At 73.6% G+C, this 22,988-nt stretch carries 21 protein-coding genes and 1 pseudogene; 15 read left to right on the top strand and 7 right to left on the bottom strand.

Going from position 1 to position 22,988, the window contains the following annotated elements; genetic code table 11:
• Positions 1-6: 6 nt before the first annotated feature.
• Positions 7-324 (bottom strand): hypothetical protein, encoded by a 318-nt coding sequence (locus ACNKF0_RS17285; protein ID WP_416954111.1) that lies wholly within the window; start codon positions 322-324, stop codon positions 7-9.
• Positions 325-494: 170 nt separating this feature from the next.
• On the opposite strand from ACNKF0_RS17285, the gene ACNKF0_RS17280 reads away from it, so the two are divergent.
• The 3 genes from ACNKF0_RS17280 to ACNKF0_RS17270 are packed head-to-tail and all read left to right on the top strand — an operon-like array spanning position 495 to position 3,375.
• Positions 495-884, top strand: a complete 390-nt coding sequence (locus ACNKF0_RS17280) for an ArsR/SmtB family transcription factor (protein WP_416954110.1) — start codon at positions 495-497, stop codon at positions 882-884.
• A complete protein-coding gene (locus tag ACNKF0_RS17275) occupies positions 881-1,423 on the top strand; it encodes an SRPBCC family protein (protein WP_416954109.1) in 543 nt (180 codons plus the stop codon). The genes ACNKF0_RS17280 and ACNKF0_RS17275 overlap by 4 nt, the downstream gene beginning before the upstream one ends.
• 59 nt (positions 1,424-1,482) lie before the next feature.
• Positions 1,483-3,375: a penicillin-binding transpeptidase domain-containing protein gene (locus ACNKF0_RS17270; protein WP_416954108.1), complete on the top strand. Its 1,893-nt coding sequence runs from the start codon at positions 1,483-1,485 to the stop codon at positions 3,373-3,375.
• A gap of 7 nt (positions 3,376-3,382) precedes the next feature.
• Here the strand turns inward: ACNKF0_RS17270 and ACNKF0_RS17265 are convergent, their stop codons facing one another.
• The gene (locus tag ACNKF0_RS17265; RefSeq protein WP_416954107.1) at positions 3,383-4,105 is read right to left on the bottom strand and encodes a spermidine synthase; all 723 of its coding nucleotides are present in this window, start codon (positions 4,103-4,105) and stop codon (positions 3,383-3,385) included.
• 144 nt (positions 4,106-4,249) lie between these two features.
• Between ACNKF0_RS17265 and ACNKF0_RS17260 the strand changes: the two genes are divergently transcribed.
• Positions 4,250-5,119, top strand: coding sequence for a MerR family transcriptional regulator (locus ACNKF0_RS17260; RefSeq protein ID WP_416954106.1), 870 nt, complete (start codon positions 4,250-4,252; stop codon positions 5,117-5,119).
• 18 nt (positions 5,120-5,137) lie between these two features.
• On the opposite strand, the gene ACNKF0_RS17255 is transcribed toward ACNKF0_RS17260, so the two are convergent.
• Complete coding sequence (locus tag ACNKF0_RS17255; RefSeq protein WP_416954105.1) at positions 5,138-5,383, bottom strand: hypothetical protein; 246 nt, start codon at positions 5,381-5,383, stop codon at positions 5,138-5,140.
• A 114-nt stretch (positions 5,384-5,497) separates the two neighbouring features.
• Here ACNKF0_RS17255 and ACNKF0_RS17250 point away from each other — a divergent pair, with 114 nt between their 5' ends.
• Positions 5,498-6,358: a MerR family transcriptional regulator gene (locus ACNKF0_RS17250; protein ID WP_416954104.1), complete on the top strand. Its 861-nt coding sequence runs from the start codon at positions 5,498-5,500 to the stop codon at positions 6,356-6,358.
• A 3-nt stretch (positions 6,359-6,361) separates the two neighbouring features.
• Here the strand turns inward: ACNKF0_RS17250 and ACNKF0_RS17245 are convergent, their stop codons facing one another.
• Entirely contained in the window at positions 6,362-8,089 is a 1,728-nt protein-coding gene (locus ACNKF0_RS17245; protein WP_416954103.1) for a fumarate hydratase, read from the bottom strand.
• A gap of 193 nt (positions 8,090-8,282) precedes the next feature.
• On the opposite strand from ACNKF0_RS17245, the gene ACNKF0_RS17240 reads away from it, so the two are divergent.
• From ACNKF0_RS17240 to ACNKF0_RS17225, 4 genes are all read left to right on the top strand, one after another.
• A complete protein-coding gene (locus tag ACNKF0_RS17240; RefSeq protein ID WP_416954102.1) occupies positions 8,283-9,407 on the top strand; it encodes an ABC transporter substrate-binding protein in 1,125 nt (374 codons plus the stop codon).
• A gap of 86 nt (positions 9,408-9,493) precedes the next feature.
• Entirely contained in the window at positions 9,494-10,285 is a 792-nt protein-coding gene (locus tag ACNKF0_RS17235) for an ABC transporter permease (protein WP_416954101.1), read from the top strand.
• Complete coding sequence (locus ACNKF0_RS17230; protein ID WP_416954099.1) at positions 10,282-11,070, top strand: ABC transporter permease; 789 nt, start codon at positions 10,282-10,284, stop codon at positions 11,068-11,070. Before ACNKF0_RS17235 ends, ACNKF0_RS17230 begins: the two co-directional genes overlap by 4 nt.
• Positions 11,067-12,116 carry an ABC transporter ATP-binding protein gene (locus tag ACNKF0_RS17225; protein WP_416954097.1) on the top strand — a complete coding sequence of 350 codons (1,050 nt, stop codon included), beginning with the start codon at positions 11,067-11,069 and terminating at the stop codon, positions 12,114-12,116. The genes ACNKF0_RS17230 and ACNKF0_RS17225 overlap by 4 nt, the downstream gene beginning before the upstream one ends.
• A gap of 6 nt (positions 12,117-12,122) precedes the next feature.
• On the opposite strand, the gene ACNKF0_RS17220 is transcribed toward ACNKF0_RS17225, so the two are convergent.
• Entirely contained in the window at positions 12,123-12,890 is a 768-nt protein-coding gene (locus tag ACNKF0_RS17220; RefSeq protein ID WP_299925411.1) for an isocitrate lyase/PEP mutase family protein, read from the bottom strand.
• A 63-nt stretch (positions 12,891-12,953) separates the two neighbouring features.
• On the opposite strand from ACNKF0_RS17220, the gene ACNKF0_RS17215 reads away from it, so the two are divergent.
• The 4 genes and pseudogenes from ACNKF0_RS17215 to ACNKF0_RS17200 all read left to right on the top strand — a co-directional run bounded on the left by ACNKF0_RS17215 (position 12,954) and on the right by ACNKF0_RS17200 (position 15,757).
• Positions 12,954-14,510, top strand: coding sequence for an NAD(P)-binding domain-containing protein (locus ACNKF0_RS17215; RefSeq protein ID WP_416954096.1), 1,557 nt, complete (start codon positions 12,954-12,956; stop codon positions 14,508-14,510).
• A pseudogene (locus ACNKF0_RS17210) lies at positions 14,431-14,984 on the top strand (CapA family protein). The gene ACNKF0_RS17215 and the pseudogene ACNKF0_RS17210 overlap by 80 nt, the downstream one beginning before the upstream one ends.
• Positions 14,918-15,256, top strand: a complete 339-nt coding sequence (locus tag ACNKF0_RS17205) for a hypothetical protein (RefSeq protein WP_416958639.1) — start codon at positions 14,918-14,920, stop codon at positions 15,254-15,256. Before ACNKF0_RS17210 ends, ACNKF0_RS17205 begins: the two are co-directional and overlap by 67 nt.
• Before the next feature lie 285 nt (positions 15,257-15,541).
• A complete protein-coding gene (locus ACNKF0_RS17200; protein WP_416954095.1) occupies positions 15,542-15,757 on the top strand; it encodes a M15 family metallopeptidase in 216 nt (71 codons plus the stop codon).
• Here ACNKF0_RS17200 and ACNKF0_RS17195 read toward each other — a convergent pair.
• Positions 15,675-18,647 carry an ATP-binding protein gene (locus ACNKF0_RS17195; RefSeq protein WP_416954094.1) on the bottom strand — a complete coding sequence of 991 codons (2,973 nt, stop codon included), beginning with the start codon at positions 18,645-18,647 and terminating at the stop codon, positions 15,675-15,677. The genes ACNKF0_RS17200 and ACNKF0_RS17195 overlap by 83 nt on opposite strands.
• Before the next feature lie 195 nt (positions 18,648-18,842).
• Here ACNKF0_RS17195 and ACNKF0_RS17190 point away from each other — a divergent pair, with 195 nt between their 5' ends.
• The gene (locus ACNKF0_RS17190; protein ID WP_416954093.1) at positions 18,843-19,130 is read left to right on the top strand and encodes a hypothetical protein; all 288 of its coding nucleotides are present in this window, start codon (positions 18,843-18,845) and stop codon (positions 19,128-19,130) included.
• 102 nt (positions 19,131-19,232) lie between these two features.
• On the opposite strand, the gene ACNKF0_RS17185 is transcribed toward ACNKF0_RS17190, so the two are convergent.
• Complete coding sequence (locus tag ACNKF0_RS17185; protein ID WP_416954091.1) at positions 19,233-22,130, bottom strand: ATP-binding protein; 2,898 nt, start codon at positions 22,128-22,130, stop codon at positions 19,233-19,235.
• 159 nt (positions 22,131-22,289) lie between these two features.
• Here ACNKF0_RS17185 and ACNKF0_RS17180 point away from each other — a divergent pair, with 159 nt between their 5' ends.
• On the top strand, positions 22,290-22,937 hold the full coding sequence (locus tag ACNKF0_RS17180) for a DUF1707 SHOCT-like domain-containing protein (RefSeq protein ID WP_416954089.1): 648 nt from the start codon (positions 22,290-22,292) through the stop codon (positions 22,935-22,937).
• Positions 22,938-22,988 lie beyond the last annotated feature (51 nt).

Genomic DNA, 22,988 nt, shown 5'->3' with positions numbered 1-22,988 from the left:
CGTGCATCAGCACCAGGGGTAGACGAACAGGCTGTCGTCACCCGCCCGGTGGTCGGCCAGGACGACCGACAGGGGGAGCGGGTCCGGCAGGGAGGCGACGTCGGTGCCGGCGCGCGGGGTCACGCCGACCGACACGGCCGTGGCGATGGGCAGCCCGCCCTTGGCCACGGACGAGAGGAGACCCGCTGACTTGAGCGTGCTGAGGCCGGCGCGCATGCAGTCCGTGTCGGGCTTGGCCTGCGCCGCTGCGGGGGCGAGGACGACGGTGGCCACGCCGAGGGAGAGGGCGGCGAGTCCAGAGGCGGTGCGGGAGGTGCGGGTCATGTCGGTGCTCCTTGTGGGGGGATCAAGGTCGGACCTCCACCGAACCATCGAGACACCCTCGTGTCGAGGGTTTGTCCAAGGTTGTTCCGAGTTCGTCCACAGTCGTCGTGGGCGACAGGTCCGTTCGGCCATCCTTGACAATTGGTAACGAGATGGTTACCAATAGGAGGGTGGACCCGTTCGCAGCCCTCGGTGACCCGGTACGCCGGGGCCTGGTCGTACGGCTGGCGCGCGGTCCGGCGCGGGTGGTCGACCTGACGGCCGACCACCCGATCAGCCGGCCGGCGATCAGTCGTCACCTCCGCGTGCTCGCCGAGGCGGGCCTCGTCGAGGCCGAGGACCACGGTCGTGAGCGGCACTACCGCCTCCGGCGCGACGGGCTGGCAGCCATGGCCGATTGGCTGGCGGCGCTCGAGGCCCCCGCTGCGCCCCGGCCGCGCTTCACCGAGTCGGCCTTCGACGGCCTCGACCTCGAGGTGCGCCGTACCGGGCGCGAGCGCCGGGCAGCGGCCGAGCCCGCGACCCCTCACCCATCCCCACCGCAGGAGGAGACCGCATGAGCACCACCTTGATGACCGGCCGGCGCGAGCAGCGCGACGGCCGCACCCTGCTCGTGATCGAGCGCGAGCTCCGGGCTCCGCTGGACGACGTCTGGGCGGCGTGCACCGACCCGACGCGCATGGAGCGCTGGATCGGCACGTGGAGCGGCGACCCCGAGGCCGGGTCGGTCACCTTCCGGATGACCGCGGAGGGTGACGACGTCCCGGCCGAGGAGATGGACGTCCTGGCGTGCGAGCCGCCGCGACGCTTCGTCGTACGCAGTCGTGAACCGCAACCCTTCAGCGAGGACGGCGCGGGGGAGACGGCGGTCTGGGAGATGGAGCTCGAGCTCGAGGAGGCCGACGGCATCACCTCGCTCAGGTTCGTCCAGGTGCTCGCGCCGGGTGCGACGGGCGTCGAGATGGCCGCGAGCGTCGGCCCGGGCTGGGACTACTACCTCGACCGCCTGCGAGCGGCGCTCTCGGGCGAGGACGTGGACGGCATCGACTGGGAGGCCTACGCCGGCGGGTCGTCCCACTACCGCGAGCGCTTCGCCTGAGGCACGCCGACGCGGCGTCGTGCCGCGGCAGGGAGGCCGTCGGCTGGGAGCATGGGCGCATGCGATCCCTCCGTCTCGGGGTCGCCGCTCTGCTCGTGGGGGTGAGCTCGGCCTGCTCCGTGCTCGGTGGCGACGACACCGCCCCGCCGTCCGGAGTGGCCGACGACCTCGCCGCCGCCCTGTCCGAGCACTCGCTCGGCGACGTGCCGTTGACCGACGAGGCCGACCGCGCCGCGTTCACCGAGCTGGTCTCTCCGCTCGAGGAGGTGCCGGTCGCCGTCGAGGTCGCCTCCGTCGAGGAGGTCGAGGGCGCCGGCGACGAGCCCGGGTCGGCGACGGCGGCGCTGGCGTGGCGGTGGGACCTGACCGATGCGGCGCCCTGGGAGTACGACACCACGGTCGCGCTGGTGCCGGACGGCACCGGGTGGCAGGTCGACTGGGCGCCCGACGCGCTGGTTCCGGGCCTCGCCGAGGGCGACGCCCTCGGCCTGCGCACGCTCCCGGCGGTGCGCGGCGACATCACCGGCGCCGGGGGCGCGGTCCTCGTGACCGAGCGGCCGGTGCTGCGCTACGGGCTGGACAAGACCAAGGTCGAGGGTCCGCAGGTCGCCCGCAGTGCCCGCCGGATCGCCCGGGTGCTCGACGTCGACGTGGCGTCGTACGTCGAGCGCGCGGAGGCGATGGGTGCGGAGGCCTTCGTCGAGGCGCTGGTCCTGCGCGAGGACGAGGCCCTCGACGTGCTGCCCGGGTTCGCGAAGATCCGCGGGGCGCTCGCTGTGCGCGACACCCTGCCGCTCGCCCCGACGCGTGAGTTCGCCGCGGCCCTGCTCGGCCGCGTCGGCCCGGCCACCGCCGAGGTGGTCGAGGCATCCAAGGGCCGGATCGCGGCCGGGGACGAGGTCGGGCTGTCCGGTCTCCAGGAGCGCTACGACGAGCAGCTGCGCGGGACGCCCGGCACCTCCGTGGTCGCCCGGGACGCCGACGACCAGCTGCGCACGCTCGCCGAGGTCCCGGCGACCGACGGTACCGACCTCGTCACCACCCTCGACCCGGCGCTCCAGCAGAAGGCCGAGGACGTGCTCGCCGGCCTCGGCGACGGTGCACCGGCGGCCGCGCTCGTGGCGATCCGCCCCTCCGACGGCGCGGTCCTGGCGAGCGCCAACGGCGCCGGGGCGGAGGGCGCCGACCTCGCGATGACCGGGCAGTACGCCCCCGGCTCGACCTTCAAGGTCGTCACCTCCCTGGCGCTCCTGCGCAGCGGGATGGGCGTCGACGACGTCGTGTCGTGCCCGGCCACGACGGTCGTGGACGGGCGCTCGTTCAAGAACTACGACGACTACCCGGCCTCCGCGCTCGGCGACATCACCCTCACCCAGGCCATCGCCCAGTCGTGCAACACCGCCCTCATCGGCAACGCCGACCGGCTCGCCGAGGGTGAGCTCGCCGCTGCTGCCCAGGCCCTCGGGCTCGGCACCGACCACGACCTCGGCTTCCCGGTCTACTTCGGGCAGGTGCCGCCGCCGGAGACGGAGACCGGTGCCGCCGCCGACATGATCGGCCAGGGCACGGTGCTGGCCAGCCCGTTCGCGATGGCCACGGTCGCCGCGTCGGTCCGGGCCGGCCGGGCGGTGCTGCCGGTGCTGCTCCCGGAGCACGCGGTGGAGCAGGTGCCGCCGCAGGCGCCACAGACCGGGCCCGAGGCGGGCACGCTCCGTGGGTTGATGCGGGCCGTGGTGACCACGGGCTCGGGTCGCTTCCTCCAGGACGTCCCCGGCGAGGTCGGTGCCAAGACCGGCACCGCCGAGCACGGTCAGCCCGACGCGTCGGGCTCGCTCCCGACACACGCGTGGATGATCGCGACACGGGGCGACCTCGCGGTCGCGGTCTTCGTCGAGACCGGCGTCTCCGGGTCGCAGACCGCCGGCCCGCTGCTCGAGGCCTTCCTGCGCTGAGGGGGACTCAGCGGCGGGCGAGGTAGAGGAAGTACTGCTCCGGCCGGTCCTGCAGCAGCACGTCATGGGCCTGTTCGTCCGCGGACCCGAACACCGTGCGGAGCGAGGTCAGCAGGTCCGGCGCGGCGCTGGCTGACCACACCACCAGGACGCCTCCGGGTCCCAGGACGTCCCGGCAGCGCCGGAGGAACTCCTCCTCGTAGACCGCCTCGTTGCGCTCGTGCACCAGGTAGCCCGGGCCGTTGTCGACGTCGAGCAGCACGAGGTCGTACGTCGAGCGCGCCTCGGCGATCGCCATCGCGATGTCGGCGTTGACGACGCTGGCGCGGGTGTCGGCGAGCACGGCCGGCCCGTGCGGCACCGTCCCGTCGCGCATCCACCGGATCAGCGCCTCCTCGATCTCCACCACGACGGCCTGCTCGACACGCGGGTCGGCCAGGACCCGCTGGAGCGTGAAGCCGAGACCGAGCCCGCCGACGAGCACGGTCGCGGGCTGCTCGACGAGGTCGAGCGCCTGCGCGGCGAGCTCGATCTCGCTCGTCGTCTCGAGGGTGTCCATCACGAAGACGCCGTTCACGCGGAGCTCGAGCACGTCGGCGCCGGTCCCGGACGTACGCCGTCGCAGCACCACCTCGCCGCGCGGGCTCTCCGCGCGGGCGACCTCAGCGCTCGTCTCCACGCTCGTCTCCGCGCTCGTCCCGACGTCGGTCGGGGTCTCGGGGCTCACCATGGCGACATCCTGCCAAGCCCGCGGCCGTCCGCGACGCCGACCCGGCCCGGGGCGGGCGGGGAAGCTTCGTCCAAGGTCGCCGCGCACCAGAAGGTGTCGCGAAATGGCTGCCCAGACGCGCGTGGCGCGTCTACCGTGAAACCTGTGTACACCGTGAGCCGCACCGCTGAGCTCACGGGCGTGCCCTCCGGTACCCTCCGCAAGTGGGAGCAGCGCTACGGGGTGGTCGTCCCCCAGCGCTCACCCGGCAACTACCGGCTCTACGACGACGACGCGGTGCGCCGGCTCAGCGTGATGCGCAGCCTCGTCGAGGCGGGGTGGACGGCGCAGGAGGCGGCCCGCCACGTGGCCGAGGACGTCGCGGCCGCCGAGGCCGAGGTCGAGCGACCGGATGAGCCGGCCTACGAGGCACGTTTCGAGACCCTCGTCGCCTGCGCGCAGGACTTCGACGTCCCCCGGCTCGAGCGACTGCTCGCCGAGGGGTTCGCCGACATCGACGTCGTGTCGGTGGTCGACGACTGGCTGCTGCCCTCGATGGTGCACCTCGGCAAGGCGTGGCAGCGCGGGCTCATCTCGGTCGCCGGCGAGCACTTCGTGACCGGCGCCGTGCACCGGCGCCTCGCCCTCGCCTTCCAGTCGCTGGCGCCCGCCCCGAGCGGGGGACCGCGCGTCGTCGTCGGTCTCGCGCGCGGCTCGCGCCACGAGATCGGTGTGCTGGCGTTCGCGCTGGTGCTTCGCTCGCGCGGCGTCGCGGTGACCTACCTCGGCGGCGACCTGCCGCTCGAGGCCTGGGTGGGCGCCGTCCGGCTCATCCAGCCGGAGGCGGTGGTGCTCGCCGCCCCCACGATCGAGGACCTGCCTGCGGTGCGCGAGGTGAGCGCCGCGCTCGATCCGATGACCGAGGTGCTGCTGGGTGGCGCCCACCAGGACCGCGTCGTGGGTCCGGTGCACCTCGGCCACCACGCGGGTGCGGCGGCAGCCGCCCTGGCCACCCGCCTCGGCGCCGTCAGCTGAGGCCGACCGGGCAGCGGATCAGCGGGCGGTGGTCGCCGCCGGCTCGTCGGTGCAACCGCTGCTGAACCACTGGCTGCCCACGATGTCCATCCGGCAGTGTCGGTCGGTCGAGGGTGCCTCCGACATCGCAGGCGACGCCCCCAGCACGGAGCCCATCGCGGCAGCGACGAGGGCCGCGATGCCCGCGGTGCGCAGCCGGCGGTCGGTGCGCCCGTCGCGGTCGGTCGTCGGCTGCGCTGTCATCGTCGCCGTCATGGTCGTCATCAGGTCTCCTGGGGAGGGCTCCTGCGGGTTGTCCACAGTTTGTCCACCGTTGGTGGACAAGAGGACAGTAGGTCCCTGTCCACACTTTGTCCAAAGTTCGCTACCCTGTCGGGTGTGTACACCGTCGGACGCACCGCACAGCTCACCGGAGTGCCGCGCGAGACCCTGCGCAAGTGGGAGCAGCGCTACGGCGTGGTGTCCCCGGCCCGCACCGAGGGCAACTACCGCCTCTACGACGACGAGGCGGTCCGCCGGCTGTCGGTGATGCGCGACCTCGTCGACTCGGGGTGGGCCCCGCGCGACGCCGCCAGGCGGGTGCTCGACGAGCCGGCCGGCTCCGTCTCCAGCGAGCCCAGGCCCGGATCGCCGCTGTCACGGGTTGACGACCTGGCCTCGTGCGGCGAGGACTTCGACGTCGTACGACTGGAGAGCATGCTCGACAAGGCGTTCGCCGAGGGCGACCTGGCGAACGCCGTCGACGAGTGGCTGATGCCGTCGCTCGTGCGGCTCGGGGAGGCCTGGCAGCAGGGTGCCGTCAGCGTCGCCGGCGAGCACTTCGTCAGCGCCGCCGTCCTGCGTCGGCTCGCGCAGGCCTTCCACCAGCTCCCGCACCCCCAGCCCGGCGCGCCGCACGTGATGGCCGGCCTGGCCCGCGGGTCGCGCCACGAGCTGGGGGTCATGGCCTTCGCGATGGTGCTGCGCAGCCGCGGCGTCAACGTCACCTACCTCGGCGCCGACCTCCCCGTCGAGAGCTGGGTCGACACGGCGCGGGTGCTCATGCCCGACGCCGTCGTGCTCGCCGTGCCGACGGTCGAGGACCTCCCGGCCGTGCGCGAGGCCGTCCAGGCGATCACGCCGATCGCCACCGTCCTGCTCGGCGGTGCCCACCAGGGTCGCGTCGAGGGGGCCGAGACGCTCGGTCACCAGATCGGCGAGGCGGCGGCCGACCTCGCCACCCGTCTCACCGCCGCCTGAGCGCTACTCGGCCGAGCGGACCCGGATCCCCGCACCCGTCAGCGAGCTCAGCGGGACCGTCACCGCGCCGGAGGGGTCGGTGAAGAAGTCGTTGCCCTTGTCGTCGACGACGATGAAGGCCGGGAAGTCCTCGACCTCGATCTTCCACACGGCCTCCATGCCGAGCTCCTCGTACTCCACGACCTCGACGGACCTGATGCAGTCCTGCGCGAGGCGGGCGGCCGGTCCGCCGATCGAGCCGAGGTAGAACCCGCCGTGGGTGTGGCAGGCCTCGGTGACTGCCTTGGAGCGGTTGCCCTTGGCCAGCATGACCATCGACCCACCCGCGGCCTGGAACTGCTCGACGTAGGAGTCCATCCGGCCGGCCGTGGTCGGTCCGAACGAGCCGGACGGCATGCCCTCCGGGGTCTTCGCCGGACCGGCGTAGTAGACCGGGTGGTTGCGCAGGTAGTCGGGCATCTCCTCGCCCGCGTCGAGGCGCTCCTTGATCTTGGCGTGCGCGATGTCGCGCGCGACGACCAGCGGACCGGTGAGGGAGAGCCGCGTCTTGACCGGGTGCTGCGAGAGCTCGGCGAGGATCTCGGCCATGGGCTGGTTGAGGTCGATCGGCACGACGGCGCCGCCCTCGATGTCGTGGGCCATGCCGGCGTCGGGCATGTAGTGCGCGGGGTCGGTCTCGAGCTGCTCGAGGAAGACGCCGTCGGCGGTGATCTTGCCGAGCGCCTGCCGGTCCGCGGAGCACGAGACGGCGATCGCGACGGGGCACGACGCACCGTGGCGGGGGAGCCGGACGACCCGGACGTCGTGGCAGAAGTACTTCCCGCCGAACTGTGCGCCGATGCCGAACGACTGGGTGAGCTCGAAGACCTTCTCCTCCAGCTCGACGTCGCGGATCCCGTGGGCGGCCATCGAGCCCTCGGTCGGCAGGTCGTCGAGGTAGTGCGCGGAGGCGTACTTGGCGGTCTTCAGCGCGAACTCCGCGCTGGTGCCGCCGATGACGACGGCGAGGTGGTAGGGCGGGCACGCGGCGGTGCCGAGCGAGCGGATCTTCTCGTCGAGGAACTCCATCAGCCGCGTCGGGTTCAGGACCGCCTTGGTCTCCTGGAAGAGGAACGACTTGTTGGCCGACCCGCCGCCCTTGGCCATGAAGAGGAACTTGTACTCGGGGCTCTGGCTGCCGTCGGGCCCGACCTTGGCCGGCGTGGAGTAGAGCTCGATCTGCGCCGGCAGGTTGGTGCCGGTGTTCTTCTCCTCGAACGTCGTCAGCGGCGCGAGCTGGGAGTAGCGCAGGTTGAGCCTGGTGTAGGCGTCGTACACCCCGCGGCTGATGGCCTCGCCGTCGTCGGCGCCGGTGAGCACGCCCTCGGACTTCTTGCCCATCACGATCGCGGTGCCGGTGTCCTGGCACATCGGCAGCACGCCGCCGGCGGAGATGTTGACGTTCTTGAGCAGGTCGAGAGCGACGAAGCGGTCGTTGCCCGAGGCCTCCGGGTCGTCGATGATCGTGCGCAGCTGGGCGAGGTGGCCGGGGCGGAGGTAGTGGCTGATGTCGTGCATGGCCTCCTCGGTGAGCCGTCGGATCGCCTCCGGCTCGACCTTCAGGAAGGTGCGCCCGTCGACCTCGGTCGTCGACACGCCCTCGGTGGTGATCAACCGGTAGGGCGTCTCCGGAGCACCGTTGGAACCGGCGGTGGGGAGGAGGTCGGAGTAGTGGAATTCAGCGGCGCTCACGGCTGGTGATGCTACGCCGGGTCGGTGCCCTCGTCCGACGCGCCCTCGGGCTCGCGCACCTCGCGGGGCCACACCGGTGTTCATCGGTCGTATGCCACGCGGTCACGCGGGAGTAGCCTCCGAACGGGTGGGACCGACGAGGCTCCGCCCGGCAGACCTGCCGCTCTCGGATCCACGTCCCCCTGGAGGTCCAGTGAACACCCGCAAGACGCTCGTCTCCGTCGCCGCGATGGCCACCCTGCTCTCGGCCGCCGCCTGCGCCGCGCCCGAGAAGGAGAACGACACCACCACCGAGAGCGGCGTCGACGCCGCGTCGGCCACCTCCGTCGAGGACTTCGGCAGCATGGACGAGCTCGTCGCGGCCGCCCAGGACGAGGGCGAGCTCAACGTGATCGCGCTGCCGCCCGACTGGGCCAACTACGGCGAGATCATCTCGACGTTCGAGGACACCTACGACATCACGGTGAACTCCGACCAGCCCGACGCCGCCTCGCAGGACGAGATCAACGCGGCCAACGACCTCCAGGGCACCGACCGCGCGCCCGACGTGTTCGACCTCGGCCAGTCGGTCGCCCTGGCCAACACCGACATGTTCGCGCCCTACCAGGTCGAGACCTGGGACGACATCCCCGACGAGTTCAAGGACCCCGACGGCGCCTGGGTCAACGACTACGGCGGCTACATGTCCATCGGCTACGACTCCGCCGTGGTCCCTGACGTGACCTCGGTGAAGGACCTCCTCGGTCCGGAGTTCAAGGGCAAGGTCGCGCTCAACGGCGACCCGACGCAGGCCGGCGCCGCCTTCAGCGGCGTGATGATGGCGTCCATCGCCAACGGCGGCTCCGCCGACGACATCGCCCCCGGTGTCGACTTCTTCTCCGAGCTCAAGAAGGCCGGCAACTTCCTCACCGTCGACCCCGACTCGACCACCATCGAGCAGGGCACGACGCCGGTCGTCATCGACTGGGACTACCTCGGCTCGGCCGCTGCGGCCAACGTCGACACGTGGAAGACCGTCGTGCCCGAGGAGGCCGTGGTCGCGGGCTACTACTACCAAGCGATCAACGCCGACGCGCCGCACCCGGCCGCCGCACGGCTGTGGCAGGAGTTCCTCTACAGCGACGAGGGGCAGAACCTGTGGCTCAAGGGTGGCGCCCGTCCGGTCCGCGGTGACGCGATGGCCGAGGCCGGCACGATCGACGCCGAGCTGTGGGACGCGCTGCCCGAGGTCACCGGCGACCCGGTCGTCCCGACCGACGACCAGACGGTGACCGCCGGCGAGTACCTGGCCGAGAACTGGTCCAAGGCCATCCGCTGAGCACCGCCACGACGAGCGGGGGCACGGGCCGACGGTTCGCCGTCGGCCCGTCCCTCGCGCTCCTGCCGTTCCTGCTCTTCGTCCTGGTGTTCCTGGTCGTCCCGACGCTCACCGTCGTGGTCGGCGCGTTCCAGGACGAGGACGGTGCGCTGACCCTGGGCAACCTCGATGCACTGACCAGCGAGGCCGCGCTCACTGCGCTGAGGGGGTCGCTGGTCCTGTCGGCGTCGACCGCCGTGATCGGTGCGGTCCTGGGGGCGGTGCTGGCCTACCTGGTCGTGTCGATGTCCCCGCAGAGCCTCCTGCGGCGATCGACCCTGGCCGTGAGCGGGGTGCTCGCCCAGTTCGGTGGCGTCGTGCTGGCCTTCGCGTGGATCGCGACGATCGGTCCGGTGGGCGTCCTCACCCAGGCGATGTCCGACCTGTTCGGGGCGGACATCTACGGCAGCGGGTGGCTCTTCGGCCTGCCCGGCCTGGTCGTCGTCTACTCCTACTTCCAGATCCCCCTGATGGTGATCGTCTTCGCCCCGGCTTTCGACGGCCTGCGGCCGCAGTGGCGCGAGGCGGCGGTCAACCTCGGGGCCAGCACGTGGACCTACTGGCGCCACGTCGCCCTGCCGCTCCTCACGCCGGCCTTCCTCGGCGCGCTGCTGCTGCTGTTCGCCAACGCGTTCGCGGCCTACGCCACCGCGGCCGTGCTGGTCAGCCAGGGCCAGCCCATCGTGCCGCTGATGATCCGCCAGGCGATCACGAGCGAGGTCCTGCTGGGCCAGGCCAACGTGGGGTTCGCCCTCGCGCTGGAGATGATCGTGGTGGTCACGGTCGTGATGGTCGGCTACAACCTGCTGCTGCGGCGTACGGCGAGGTGGATGCGATGACCCCGTCCACGGGCTTCAAGGTCTTCCGCGTCGTCGGGCTGCTGGTGTTCGCGGCCTACTTCTTCGTGCCGTTGCTGGCGATGTTCGACTTCTCGACGCAGCGCCGCGGCAGCGCCGAGGGGCGCACGTGGGACAACTGGGCGTTCATGATGACCGACGAGGACCTCCGGTCCTCGATCGTCGCGTCGCTGCTGCTGGCCCTCTTCACCGTCGTGCTGATGGTGGCGCTGCTGGTGCCGACGATGGTGTGGGTGCGGCTGCGGGTGCCCAGGGCCCGCGGGCTGATCGAGTTCCTGTGCCTGCTCCCGCTGACGATCCCCGCGCTGGTCATCGTCGTCGGGATCACCAACGTCTACTCCTGGGTGACCTACCTGCTGGGCGACAGCGCGCTCGTGCTCACCTTCGCCTACGTCGTGCTGGTGCTGCCCTACTCCTACCGCGCCATCGACGCGGCGCTGTCGGCCATCGACGCGGCGACGCTGTCGGAGGCGGCCCGCTCCCTGGGCGCCGGCTGGTTCACCGTGATCGCGCGCATCATCATGCCCAACATCACCAGCGGGATCCTGGGCGCCGCCTTCATCGCGGTCGCGCTCGTGCTCGGCGAGTACGTCTTCGCCTCCCTGCTGCACTTCGACACCCTGCCGGTGGCGATGGCGGCGCTCTACAAGAGCAACGGGCCGGCCGCCATGGCCGCGGCCCTCGCCTCGATGATCCTGGTGGCCGTGCTGCTGGTCGGCCTCACCTTCCTCAGCCGTGACCGGCACAAGCAAGGAGCGAGCTCATGACCGACCTCAGGACCGAGCGCGGTCTCGCCGTCGAGCTGTCCGACCTCACCCGCGTCTACGGGCAGGTGCGCGCGCTGGACGGCCTCACCCTGGACATCGAGCCGGGGGAGCTCGTGGCCCTCCTCGGACCGTCCGGTTGCGGCAAGACCACCGCGCTGCGGATCCTGGCCGGCCTCGACACCGCCACGTCGGGGACGGTCTCGGTCGGCGGCAAGGACCTGACCCGGGTCCCGGCCAGCAAGCGTGACATGGGGATGGTCTTCCAGGCCTACAGCCTGTTCCCGCACATGACGGTCGCCGACAACGTCGCCTTCGGTCTCAAGATGCGCGGTCGCGACGGAGCCGCCCGACGGGCGCGGGCGGGTGACATGCTCGACCTCGTCGGTCTCGCCGAGCACGCCGACCGCTACGCCCACCAGCTCTCCGGCGGTCAGCAGCAGCGCGTCGCCCTCGCCCGGGCGCTGGCGATCGAGCCGTCGGTCCTGCTGCTCGACGAGCCGCTCTCGGCCCTCGACGCCAAGGTCCGCGTGCAGCTGCGCGACGAGATCCGGCGGGTCCAGATCGAGGTCGGCACCACGACCCTCTTCGTCACCCACGACCAGGAGGAGGCGCTCGCCGTCGCCGACCGCGTCGGCGTCATGAACGCCGGCCGGCTCGAGCAGGTCGCCCCGCCGGCCGAGCTCTACTCGGCCCCCGCCAGCCAGTTCGTCGGAGAGTTCGTCGGCCTCAGCAACCGGCTGCCCGCCCAGGTCACGGGCGACACCGCCGCCGTGCTGGGGCGCGACGTGCCGGTGCTGCCCGGGTCGACCACCGGCCCGGGCCGCGCGCTCGTGCGTCCCGAGGCGGTCTCCGTCGTCGCCGACCCCGACGGCCCGGCCACGGTGGCCACCGTGATGTTCCTCGGACCGCTGTCGCGGGTCACGTGCCGGCTGCCCGACGGGACCGACGTCGTCGCCCAGCTCGCCAGCACCGAGGCGCTGCGCCTCCGGCCCGGCGACTCCGTACGCCTCGAGGTCGCGCCGGAGCCGGTCCTGGTCATCGCCTGACGGCGGTCACCGCCAGGGGGCGACCAGCGCGGCGAGGTCGGGCGCCAGCTCCTGCATCAGCTTTGGACCGAAGGTCACCCGGTGCACGCCCATCACCTGCAGGTCCTCCAGCGACCCGGCGGCGCTGCCGGTGCGCGGGTTGGCGATCACGTTGACCGGGCCGGACAGGGCGTCGAGCAGGGCCTGCAGGGCGGCGGCGTCCGGCACGCCGACGGGGTAGACGCAGCGCGCGCCTGCCTCCTCGCACGCGCGCAGGCGCGTGATCGCCTCGTCCACGGGGTCGGCGAACCGGTCCTTCTTGAGGAAGACGTCGGTGCGCGCGTTGACGACGAGGTCGACGCCGGCCGCGTCGGCGGCCTGGCGGAGCGCGCCGACGTAGTCGGCGTGCTCGGCCGCGGACCTCATCCGCCCGCCCTCGGAGTGCACGGTGTCCTCGACGTTGAGGCCGACGGCACCGGCCTCGAGCAGCCGCTCGACCAGCTCGTCGGGCGCGGCCCCGTAGCCCGCCTCCATGTCGGCGGTGACCGGGACCTCGGGCACGGCCGAGCAGATGCGGCGTACGCCGTCGAGGGCGTCGTCGAGCGTCATGTCCTCGTTGTCGCCCTGTCCGCGGGAGTCGGCCAGCGGGTGGCTGCCGATGCTGAGCGCACCGAAGCCGGCACCGGCGACGACCTTCGCGGACCAGGCGTCCCAGACGTTGGGCAGGACCAGCGTGGAGCCGGTGTGGTGGAGCTCGAGGAGCCGGGTGGCCAGGACGGCGACGGAAGTGGTCATGTCCCGAGGCTGCCACGCCTCGGGTCGCGGGCATAGAGGCGAGCAGGTGGGCGTTGGGACGGCATGCGCGTCCTCGACTCCGTGGTGATCGGCGCCGGCCAGGCCGGTCTCGCCGCGTCGTACTTCCTGCGCCAGCGCGGCATCGACCACGTCGTCCTGGACGCCAACCCGGGACCGGGCGGGGCCTGGCAGCACCGCTGGTCGTCGCTGCGGATGGACGACGTGCACGGGGTCGCGGACCTCCCTGCCTCGACCGCACCCGACGGCAGCGACCGCGCCGCCAACCTGGTGGTGCCCGACTACTTCGACGGCTACGAGCGGTGGCACCACCTCCCCGTCGTCCGGCCGGTGCGGGTGGACCGCGTCGAGAGCGAGGGGGACCTCCTCGTCGTGCACGCCGGCGACCAGGTCCGGCGCACCCGGACGCTGGTGAACGCCACCGGCACCTGGACGCGTCCGTTCGTCCCGCACTACCCGGGCATCTCGTCGTTCGTCGGCGAGCAGCTGCACACCGCCGGCTACCCGGGCCGCGAGCACTTCCGTGGCAGGCGCGTGCTCGTGGTCGGCGGCGGCGCCTCCGCGGTGCAGCTCCTCGGCGAGCTCGCGCCGCTGACCGACACGCTGTGGGTGACCCGGCGCCCGCCGGTGTGGCGCGAGGACGACTTCGACGCGGCCGCCGGCCTCGCCGCGGTCACGGCCGTCGAGGAGCGCGTACGACGCGGCCTGCCGCCGGCGAGCGTGGTCAGCGTGACCGGCCTGGCGCTGCGCCCGCAGGAGCAGGAGGCGGCCCGGCTCGGCGCCTACGAGCGGCGGCTCCCGATGTTCGAGCGGATCGAGCGCGACGGCGTGCGGTGGGCCGACGGCCGCTTCGAGCCGGTCGACGTGATCCTCTGGGCGACCGGCTTCCGGCCCGCCGTCGAGCACCTCGCGCCCCTCGGCCTCCGGTCGCCCGAGGGCGGCATCGCGCTCGTCCCGGTGCGCGGCAACGTGCAGGGCGCGACCACCGCCGCGCGCGACCCGCGGGTGCAGGCTCGTGGGCTACGGCCCCTCAGCGAGCACCGTCGGCGCCTCGCGCGCGGGCCGCCAGGCGGCCTTGGCGGTGTCGCGGCACCTCGCTGCGCTCGCCGCCTGACGCGGGGCGGCCACCACCCGGCAGGCACACTCGAGGAATGGACGTTCGGGTGCGTCACCTCCCCGGGGTCGCTGCCTGCGCGCTGGTGCTCTCCGGGTGCAGGCTCGGCCCCCGCCGGCGAACCGACACCGTCTCGACCCGCCACCGGTGACACGGCGACGACCATGCCGCTGAGGGAGGGCGAGGTGACCCTCGCCTTCGCTGGGGACGTCCACTTCGAAGGTGCCGCCGGGCGCCTGCTGGACCGGCCCGGCGGTCTGGGCCGCATCTCCCGGACGCTGCGTGCGGCGGACGTGGCCATGGTCAACCTCGAGACGCCGGTGACGCGGCGCGGGCAACGCGACCCCAAGGAGCCTGGAGAACGCCGGCGACCGTTACTGGTTCCGCACCGGTCCCCGCGCCGTCGACGTGCTGGCCGACGCCGGTGTCGACGTGGTCAGCGTGGCCAACAACCACGCGGGCGACTACGGCGCCACGGGCCTGGCTGACACCCTGACCGCCGGGCGCGAGCGCGGGGTGGCGATGGTCGGGGCCGGCCGGGGCGAGGCGGCGTACGCCCCTCACGTCGTGGAGGTCGGCGACCTCGAGGTCGCCTTCCTCGCAGCGGACGGTGTCCAGCGCGAGGGTGCCAGCGACGTGTGGACCGCGCGCCCGGGCCGCCTCGGTACGGCGTCGGCGCGGGGCAGCAACGCCGATGCCCTGCTCGCCGCGGTCGAGGAGGCGTCCGCACAGGACCAGGCGTCGTCGTCTACCTGCACTGGGGCAAGGAGTACCAGTCCTGCCCGACGCAGTCGCAGCGCCTGCTCGCACGTGACCTCGCCGCCGCCGGCGCGGACGTCGTCGTGGGGAGCCACTCCCACGTGCTCTCGGCGGCGCGGGGTGGGCGGGCGACGCCGTGGTGGGCTACGGACTCGGCAACTTCGTCTGGTACCACGACCGGCAGGCGGCGACCGGGGTCCTGACCGTCACCCTCGACGGTGGGGGAGCCATGCAGAAGTCGTGGACGCCGGCGCGCATCTCACCGGTCGACGGCCGGCCCGTACCCCTCGCGGGCCCCGACCGGGCCCGCGCCGTCGCGGACTTCCGGGCCCGGCAGCGCTGCACCGGACTGGCCGGCGACCCGGGGAGGCGCAGGCCGACGACCCGGCGTACGACTCCTCGGTCAGCCGCATCGACGCCGACCTCGACGCCCGGATGCGCCGCAGCCACCGACCCGGGTGCCCCGTCCCGCTGAGCGACCTGCGGCACCTCCGGATGACGCACCGCGACTACGACGGCCGCGCCCGCACCGGCGAGATGGTCGTCCACCGGCGGTGGGCCCGCGAGGTGACCGAGGCCTTCGGACGCCTCTACGACGCCGGCTTCCCGATCGCCCGGATGCGGCTCGTGGACGCCTACCGCGCCGACGACGACCTCTCGATGGCGGCCAACAACACCTCCGGCTTCAACTGCCGCCGCGTCGCGGGACAGACGAGCCTGGTCGCAGCACGCCTACGGCGAGGCGATCGACATCAACCCCGTGCAGAACCCCTACGTCCGTCCGGGGCGCGTCGACCCGCCGAACGGTCGGCGCTTCGCAGCGATCGACCGCAGCCGTGGGGCACCCGACCGGCTGGGCGCGGTCCGCAGCGGCGACATCGTCGTCGCCGCCTTCAGACGGATCGGGTGGGAGTGGGGCGGCTACTGGGTGTCGTCGAAGGACTACCAGCACGTCGCTGCGCCGCGGGCGCGCTGACCTGGGCTCGGGCCCGGTCGATCAGGGCGAGGAGGGGCACGTGCCCGCGCGCCTGGGCGTGGGCACGTCGCAGCAGCCGTCCGCCCAGCGTGCCGCGGCCCTCGCGCAGCGCGAGCACGCCCGCCCGCCAGCGGCAGTACGCCGCCTCGTGCGGTCGCCCGACGAGGTCCCACTGCTCGGCCGCCCCGGCCCAGTGCTCCAGCCGGTCGATGCCGTGGAGCCGGGCGAGCTCGGCACGCCACGTGCTCCGGGCCGCAGGGGCCGCGGCATGGACGGCCTCCGGGGCGAGCGGGTCGGGTGACCACTGCTGCTGCCACGCGGCGAGCCGGGCGACGAGGGCGCGCCGGCGGGTCGGGTCGACCTCGGCGACGTCGGCGGCCGCGCGGGCGGCGAGGCAGAGGAGCGACCCGGTGTAGGGCGACCACGACGTGGCTGTCTCACCGGCGATGCCCTCGCCGATGTGGTCGAGCGCCTGCGCGGGGAGCCCGCGCCACAGGTCGCACAACGCCTGGACGTGGAGCAACGCCTGCCGGTGGGCGCTGGTGCCGAGGTCGAGCGCGCCGACCTTCTCCAGGCGTCGATCGGCGGCCTCGAGGTCGCCGTGCAGCACCTCGACCCAGGCGCGGGTGAGGTGCAGGAAGCGCGTCGCGTGCCGGGGGTCGTCCCTCGTGCGGGGGCGGACCAGCCTCGAGGCGGCGCCGACGGCGCCCTCGTGGATCCGCGCCTCGGCCACGTTGCACACCAGCATCGTGCTCAGGACGAACGAGTCGATCCCGGCCTCGCGCACGGCGGCCAGCCCGGCGTCCGCCGCGTCGGCCACCTCGTCGGCTCGCGCGCACAGCATCAGCAGCAGGTCGGTGTGGTAGGTGCCGAGCCACACGTCGCTGAACGGATTTCCCTCGACGAGGATCGACCGCGCCTCGCGGACCGCGCGCAGCCCGACGACGGTGCGCCCGAGGGCGACGTCGTGCCAGGCGCGCTCGGCGAGGGCGTCGCGGTGGAGCGCTGGATCGCCCAGCCGGGCGCTGAGCTGGAGCGTGCGGTCGATGACCGCGTCCGCCTCGGTGTTGCGCCCGGCTCCGCGCAGGGCGCACGACTTGTCGCCCAGGGCCCGCACGAGGGAGGCCTGGTCGCCGAGGGACTCCAGCACGGCGATGGCCTGGTCGGCGAGGAGCACGGCGGCGTCGGGATCGACGTGAGCGAGCACCTGGCTGGCCCGGCGCAGTGCGAGCGCGTGGCCGGTCGCCGGGAGCGCCGGCGCGAGGGCCAGGGCCTCCGCCACCCAGTCACCGGCCTGCTCGGTGCGCCCGGAGCCGATCATGGCGTGGACGAGCTCCAGGAGCAGCTCGGACCTCACGATCCCGGCATCGGCGGGGGCCGGACCGTCCGCCGGCCACAGCTCGAGTGCCCGCTCCCAGTGGGCGGCCTCCTCGTCCCGCGCCAGCCCGCTGCACGCCGCGCGGCCGGCGGCGACGCGCCACGGCAGCTCCTCGCGCGGGTCCCCGGCGCGGCGCCAGTGCTCGGCGACCTCGGCGGCCGAGGGGTGCGGGGTCGCGGCCAGCGCGGATGCCAGCCGGCGATGGGTCGGGGCAGCCTCGCCCGGCACGAGCCGGGCGCGCACGGTGGCGGACATCAACGGGTGCCGGACGGTGACGTCGGTCGAGGTGTAGGGGTCGGCGAGCAGGTGGCGGGCCACGAGCTCGCGCAGGGCGTCGGTGAGCTCGGGCTGGTCCATCGATGTCGCGTCCGCGAGGAGCTGCGGGGGCAGGGGACGGTCGGCCAGCGCCGCGACGAGCAGCACGGCCCGGGCGCTCGGGCCCAGCTGGTCGAGCTGACGGGCGAGCAGGTCGGCGAGCGGCTCCGGGACCGTGTCGGCCGTCGTCGAGCGCGCCAGCTCCTCGGTGAACAGTGGCACCCCCTGCCCGAGCAGGTGCACCCGCTCGACGTCACTGCGCCGCAGCCGCGGCCCCAGGAGCATCCGGAGCTGCTCGCGGGTCTCCTTGCGTGTGAGGGGCGCCAGGTTGAGCACGAGCGCTGCCTCGCGACGCGTGCGGACGAGCCACGCGTCGGCCCCGGGCGACTCGCCCGTGCGCAGGCTGCCGACGATCGGGACGCCCCGGCCGCCGACGACGTGCCGCTCGATGAAGCCGCGTGAGCTCGGATCGGCCCAGTGGAGGTCCTCGACCACGAGCGCCAGGGGACGGAGCGCGGTCAGGGCGGCGAGGGTGGACTCGACGGCGGCGAAGAGGCGGGCGGTCGCGAACCGGTCCTCGACGTCGCGACCGGGCAGCCCGATCTCCGGCAGGACCCGCGCCAGCGCCGGGGCCACGAAGTCGGGGCAGCGGGCCAGTGCCTGGCCCATCCACCGTCCCTCGTCGGCGAGCCAGACCTGGCGCAGCGCGTCGGACACGACCGCGAAGGGTGCGTCGGACAGGAGGGGAAACCCGCTGCTCCTGGCCACGAAGGTGGACACCTGCTGGGCGGCCGCGGCGAGGAGGGTCGTCTTGCCGATGCCCGGCTCGCCGGTGACGACCAGCAGCCCGCCACCGGCCTCGAGGTGACGACGTACGACGAGGAGCTCGGCGCGGCGCCCCGCGATGCTTCGGGCGGGAGGGGGCAGGTGCCGCACGCCGTCCGCCGTCGCGGCCAGCCAGAGGTCGCGGAAGTCGGCCGGGTCGCCCCCGAGCGCCGGCACCACCACCTCGACGAGCGACCACGCGGGCAGGCGCGGGTGCGTGAAGAGGTGGAACACGGTGGTGTGCGAGCACCCCGCGCGGCGGGCGATGGCGCGGACGCTGGGCCGTCCTGCCTCGTGGTGCAGGCGGTGCAGTGCGTCGACGAGGTCGCGGTGGGGTCCGGCCTCGAGCTCGGGCTGGTGCAGCAGGCCCATCGGCCCTCCCAGGGTCTCCTTCAGGATCGACCCGGGGCGGAGGGTTGTCCAGACGCGTCCCGGGCCGCCGGTCCAGACCGGGGACGGACCAGGTGTCAGCGTTCGTCAACCCGTGTCAACCGGTCGCCCACCGGTCCCACCGTGGAAGGACATCCCCCGGACCGCTCGAGGTCCGGGACCACGAAGGGACACCACATGAACGAGAGCTCGCACGCCGTCCGCCGCCGTCTCGCTGCCTGTGCCGCGGTGGCCGTCGTCCTCCCCGCCCTGGCCGCCTGTGGGGCTGACCTCGACCCGCCCGCGCAGGACATCAGCCGCAACAAGGCCGAGAAGACCGACACGGTCACCGTGCCGGACCACACCACGGGCAACCGCCTCGACTTCGGTGACGAGTACGGCAAGGCGCCGGCGAAGGACCGCACGACCGATCCGCCCGAGGCACGGAACCTGAACCGGTTGGACTTCCGGGACAACGGCCTGTGAGGGGGCCGGCCGGACGCCGTCGGGGGGCGTCCGGTCCTTGTCCCTTGGCCGGGTCCACCCGATGGATCCCTGCTCCTCAGGAGCGGGGATCCGTCCGCGTCCTCACCGGGACGTCTCCGCGATCGCCCGGGACAGGGGGACGTGCTCGCGGGCCTCGCCCGCGGCGCGCCGCAGCAGCCGCGCGGCGACGACCCCCCGGTCCTCGCGGAGCGCCACCTGGGCCGCTCGCCAGCGGCAGTACGCCGCTGCGTGCGGTCGACCGAGGTGACCCCAGGCGGTCGCGGCTCGCGACCACTGGTCCACGGTGTCGACGCCGCGGGCACGGTCCAGCTCGGCGTCCCAGGACGTCCCGGCCGCCACCCCCGCCGAGGACCGTCGCGGGTCGAGCGGGTCGAATCGCGCCCGTCGACGCAGGTCCGCCAGGTCCTCGATCGCCGTCGTCGCCTCCGTGGTGGCTCGACGTCCCGGCGACGCGCACAGGTCGGCCGCGGCTCGGGCGAGCACCAGGAACGCCAGCCAGTAGTCGACGATCCCGGGGGAGTCGAGGAAGGCCTCGAGCGAGTCCCGCAGCACGTCCCACGCCTGAACCGGTTCGTCCTGCCACAGCAGCGCGGTCGCCTCCCACACCGCCCGGTTCAGCCGGTTGCGTGGACTGCCGCCGACCTTGACCAGTCCGCGCATGGTCTCGATCGCGTCGTCCGTCCGGCCCTGCACGATGTCGAGGCGTGCCGCGACCCACTGCCCCGGCCAGTCGTCGTAGCTCTGCGACCGGGGCACGTCGACGAGGCGGACAGCGGCCTCGCCCGTCCGGCCGGCGTCGAGGTAGGCCTCCACGACGTTGGCCTTGACCAGGGTGAGCATGTGGAAGTCGAGCTGCCACTCCCGCGCGAGGTCCAGCGCCTGCTGGGCGGCCGCCTCGACCTCGTGGGGCGGGCGGTGGTGCTGCAGGAGCACGTCGGTGTGCATCATCGCGAGGTGCGCCTCCCGCCACGGGCCGGCCGTGCCGTCCACCCGGCTCCGCGCCCGGCGGAACAGCTCGAGCGCGGCGGCCAGGTCGCCGAGGTGGCCCACGTGCCAGGCCAGGGTGGCGGCGGTCTGGAAGTAGAGCGCGTCGTCGTCGAGCTCCGCGCAGGCGTCGAGCGCGCTTTGCAGATCGCGCGTCGCCTCGTCGTAGCGAGCGAGGTCCATCAGGGCGTCGGCGCGCTGGTCCAGGACGTGGACGAGACCGGCGCCGACCGGGTGGCCGGCCAGGCGGTCGAGTGCCCGGTCGGCCAGCACGACGGAGGCCTCCGGGTCGTCCCCGACGAGCCAGACGACCTGCGCCGCGCGCCGGATCACCTTGGCGGCCTGCTCGTCGGGGAGCGCGTCGACGTCCGGCTGGGCGTCGTCCACCAGCGCCGCGCAGGCCTCGAGCCGGCCCGAGAGCTGCAGGGCGTCGAAGGCGGAGAGCCACGCGGTCACCAGGCCCTCGGGAGCCACGACGTGCTGGCGGCCCAGCTCGAGGATCCGCAGCCAGTGCTCGGCCTCCGAGCGTGGGTCGGTACGGCGGCGCGCCTGACGGGCGGCGGCGGCTCGCCACCGGGCCTCCTCGGACGCCCCGCCCGAGAGCCGCCAGTGCTCGGCGACGACGGCCGGGTCCGCCCCGCCGGCGCGTCCGAGCAGCTCGGCGAACGTGCGGTGGAGTCGCCGTACCTCGCCGGGGAGGAGCCGTCGACGAGCGGCCTCGGCCAGCAGGGGGTGCGCCAGCCGGACCATGTCGGTCGGGCCCACGCTCACCAGGTGCCGCGCCGCCAGCTGCCTCAGCGTGACCAGGACGGTGTCCTCGTCGAGGCCGGTCGCGTCCGCGAGCAGCTCGACGTCGACCGGGCGGTCGGCCACGCCGAGCGCAGTGGTCACCCGGTCCTGGTCCGGAGAGAGGTCGCCGAGGCGTCGGTCGAGGAGGTCGGCCAGGAGCGGCGGGAGGCTCGGGTCGTCCCCCTGGATGGCGAGCTGCGCGGTGAAGAGGGGGTGTCCCCGCGACCGCCGGTGGATGCGCTGGGCGCGGTCCGGGGTGCCGTCGGGCCACCCGGCCAGCCGGAGCTGGTCGCATGTCTCCTCCAGGGTGAGCGGGCCCAGGGCGACGGTCTGGGTCCCGGGGAGGGCCTGCACGCGTGCGAGCCACTCGCTGCGCCACTGCGGGACCTTCGGGTCGTCGACGCGCCACGTCACCGCGACCGGGACGTGCGGCCCGCGCGACAGGACGTACTCCAGCAGGTCGAGGGTGGTGGCGTCCGACACGTGCAGGTCCTCCACGACCAGCGCGAGGGGTCGCGACGCCGCGAGCCGGGCCAGCACCGCCGCCACGGCGGCGTACAGGTGCTGCTGGGCGAAGTCCACGTCGTCGGTGGTCGCTGCGTCGACGCCGAGCTCCGGCAGCAACCGGGCCAGCGCCTCGCGGGCGTAGCCGGGACAGTCCGCCAGCGCCTCGTCGATCCACCGCCCGTCGTCCGAGTCGTGGATCGACCGCATCAGCTCCACCACCGGCATGAGGGGGACCTCGGTGGAGAACGGCAGGCAGCGCCCGACCGCCACGTAGGCGTCCGCCAGGGACGCGGCAGCGTCCACGAGCGTCGACTTGCCGATGCCGGCCTCACCGGTCACGACCAGGAGGCCGCCGTTGCCGTCGAGGTGGTGGCGGACGACGACGAGCTCGGCGCGACGACCCGCGATCGCGGGTGGCGGAGGGCGAGGCCCCTCGTCGCCGGTCGACGACGCGGCGAGCCACAGGTCGTGGAACTCCGGCCGGTCGCCACCCATCGCTTCCACGAGGAGCTCGACGGTCCCCCAGGGCGGGAGGCCCCGGCCGGAGAGGACCTTGGAGACCGTGGTGTGGGAGACCCCGGTGCGGCGGGCCAGCGAGCGGAGGCTGGGCCATCCGGCCCGGTGGTGCAGGTCGTGCAGCGCTCGGGCCAGGTCCTGGTGCGCGCCCGGTGGCAGGTCCGGGCTGGGTAGCGCGCCCATGTCACCTCCGGCAGCCGCTGGCGCAGGGCCCGAGACGTCGTCCTCCCAGAATCCTTCGACCGGACCCGGATGTCCACGGATCTACCCGGTCCGGGCGGGCGGGTCGCCCCCTGACGCCCGTCACGGGTCGCGGCCGCTGCTCCTCGCTAGGCTGGAGCCATGGGGGAGATCGAGAACCGCCCGCACGACCCGTCGCAGATGCGCATCTCCGACGCCGACCGCCAGCGCGTCTCCGACGTGCTGCGCGACGCTGCGGGAGACGGCCGCATCGACCTCGACGAGCTCGAGGAGCGCCTCGAGCTGACCTGGCAGGCCAAGACCTACGGCGAGCTCGTGCCGATCACGCTCGACCTGCAGCCCACCGGGCCCGTGGCGCCACCGGCCGGCTCACCCGTGCGTCGTACGCCGTCGTCGGTGCCGGCGGTCGGCCACAACTCGTCGGTCGCGATCATGAGCGAGTGCAAGCGCCAGGGTGTCTGGTCGGTGCCTGAGCACCACAGCGCGTTCGCGTTGATGGGCAGCGTCGTGATCGACCTGCGCCAGGCGCAGCTGTCGGCCCGCGAGACGCTCATCAACGCCAGCTCGATCATGGGTGAGGTCAAGGTGATCGTGCCGGCCGACATGCACGTCGTCATGGACGGCACCCCGATCATGGGCGAGTTCACCCAGGCCAAGGACAAGGTGCCCGCCGAGATCGGCCCGGGGTCGCCGGTCGTGCGCATCCGCGGGATGGCCCTCATGGGCTCGGTCACCGTGCAGCGACAGCCCGCGCCGGGCACCCCGAAGAAGTACCTCGGCACCTACTGAGCGATGCCACCGACGCCGCCCGGCGTCCCACGCCGGGCGACGACGGTGCTG

This window comes from Nocardioides sp. T5 (assembly GCF_048161455.1).
In the GTDB taxonomy this organism is placed as follows: domain Bacteria; phylum Actinomycetota; class Actinomycetes; order Propionibacteriales; family Nocardioidaceae; genus Nocardioides.
Note: the sequence above shows the minus strand (reverse complement) of the source record. Positions and strands in the feature narration are given on the sequence as shown.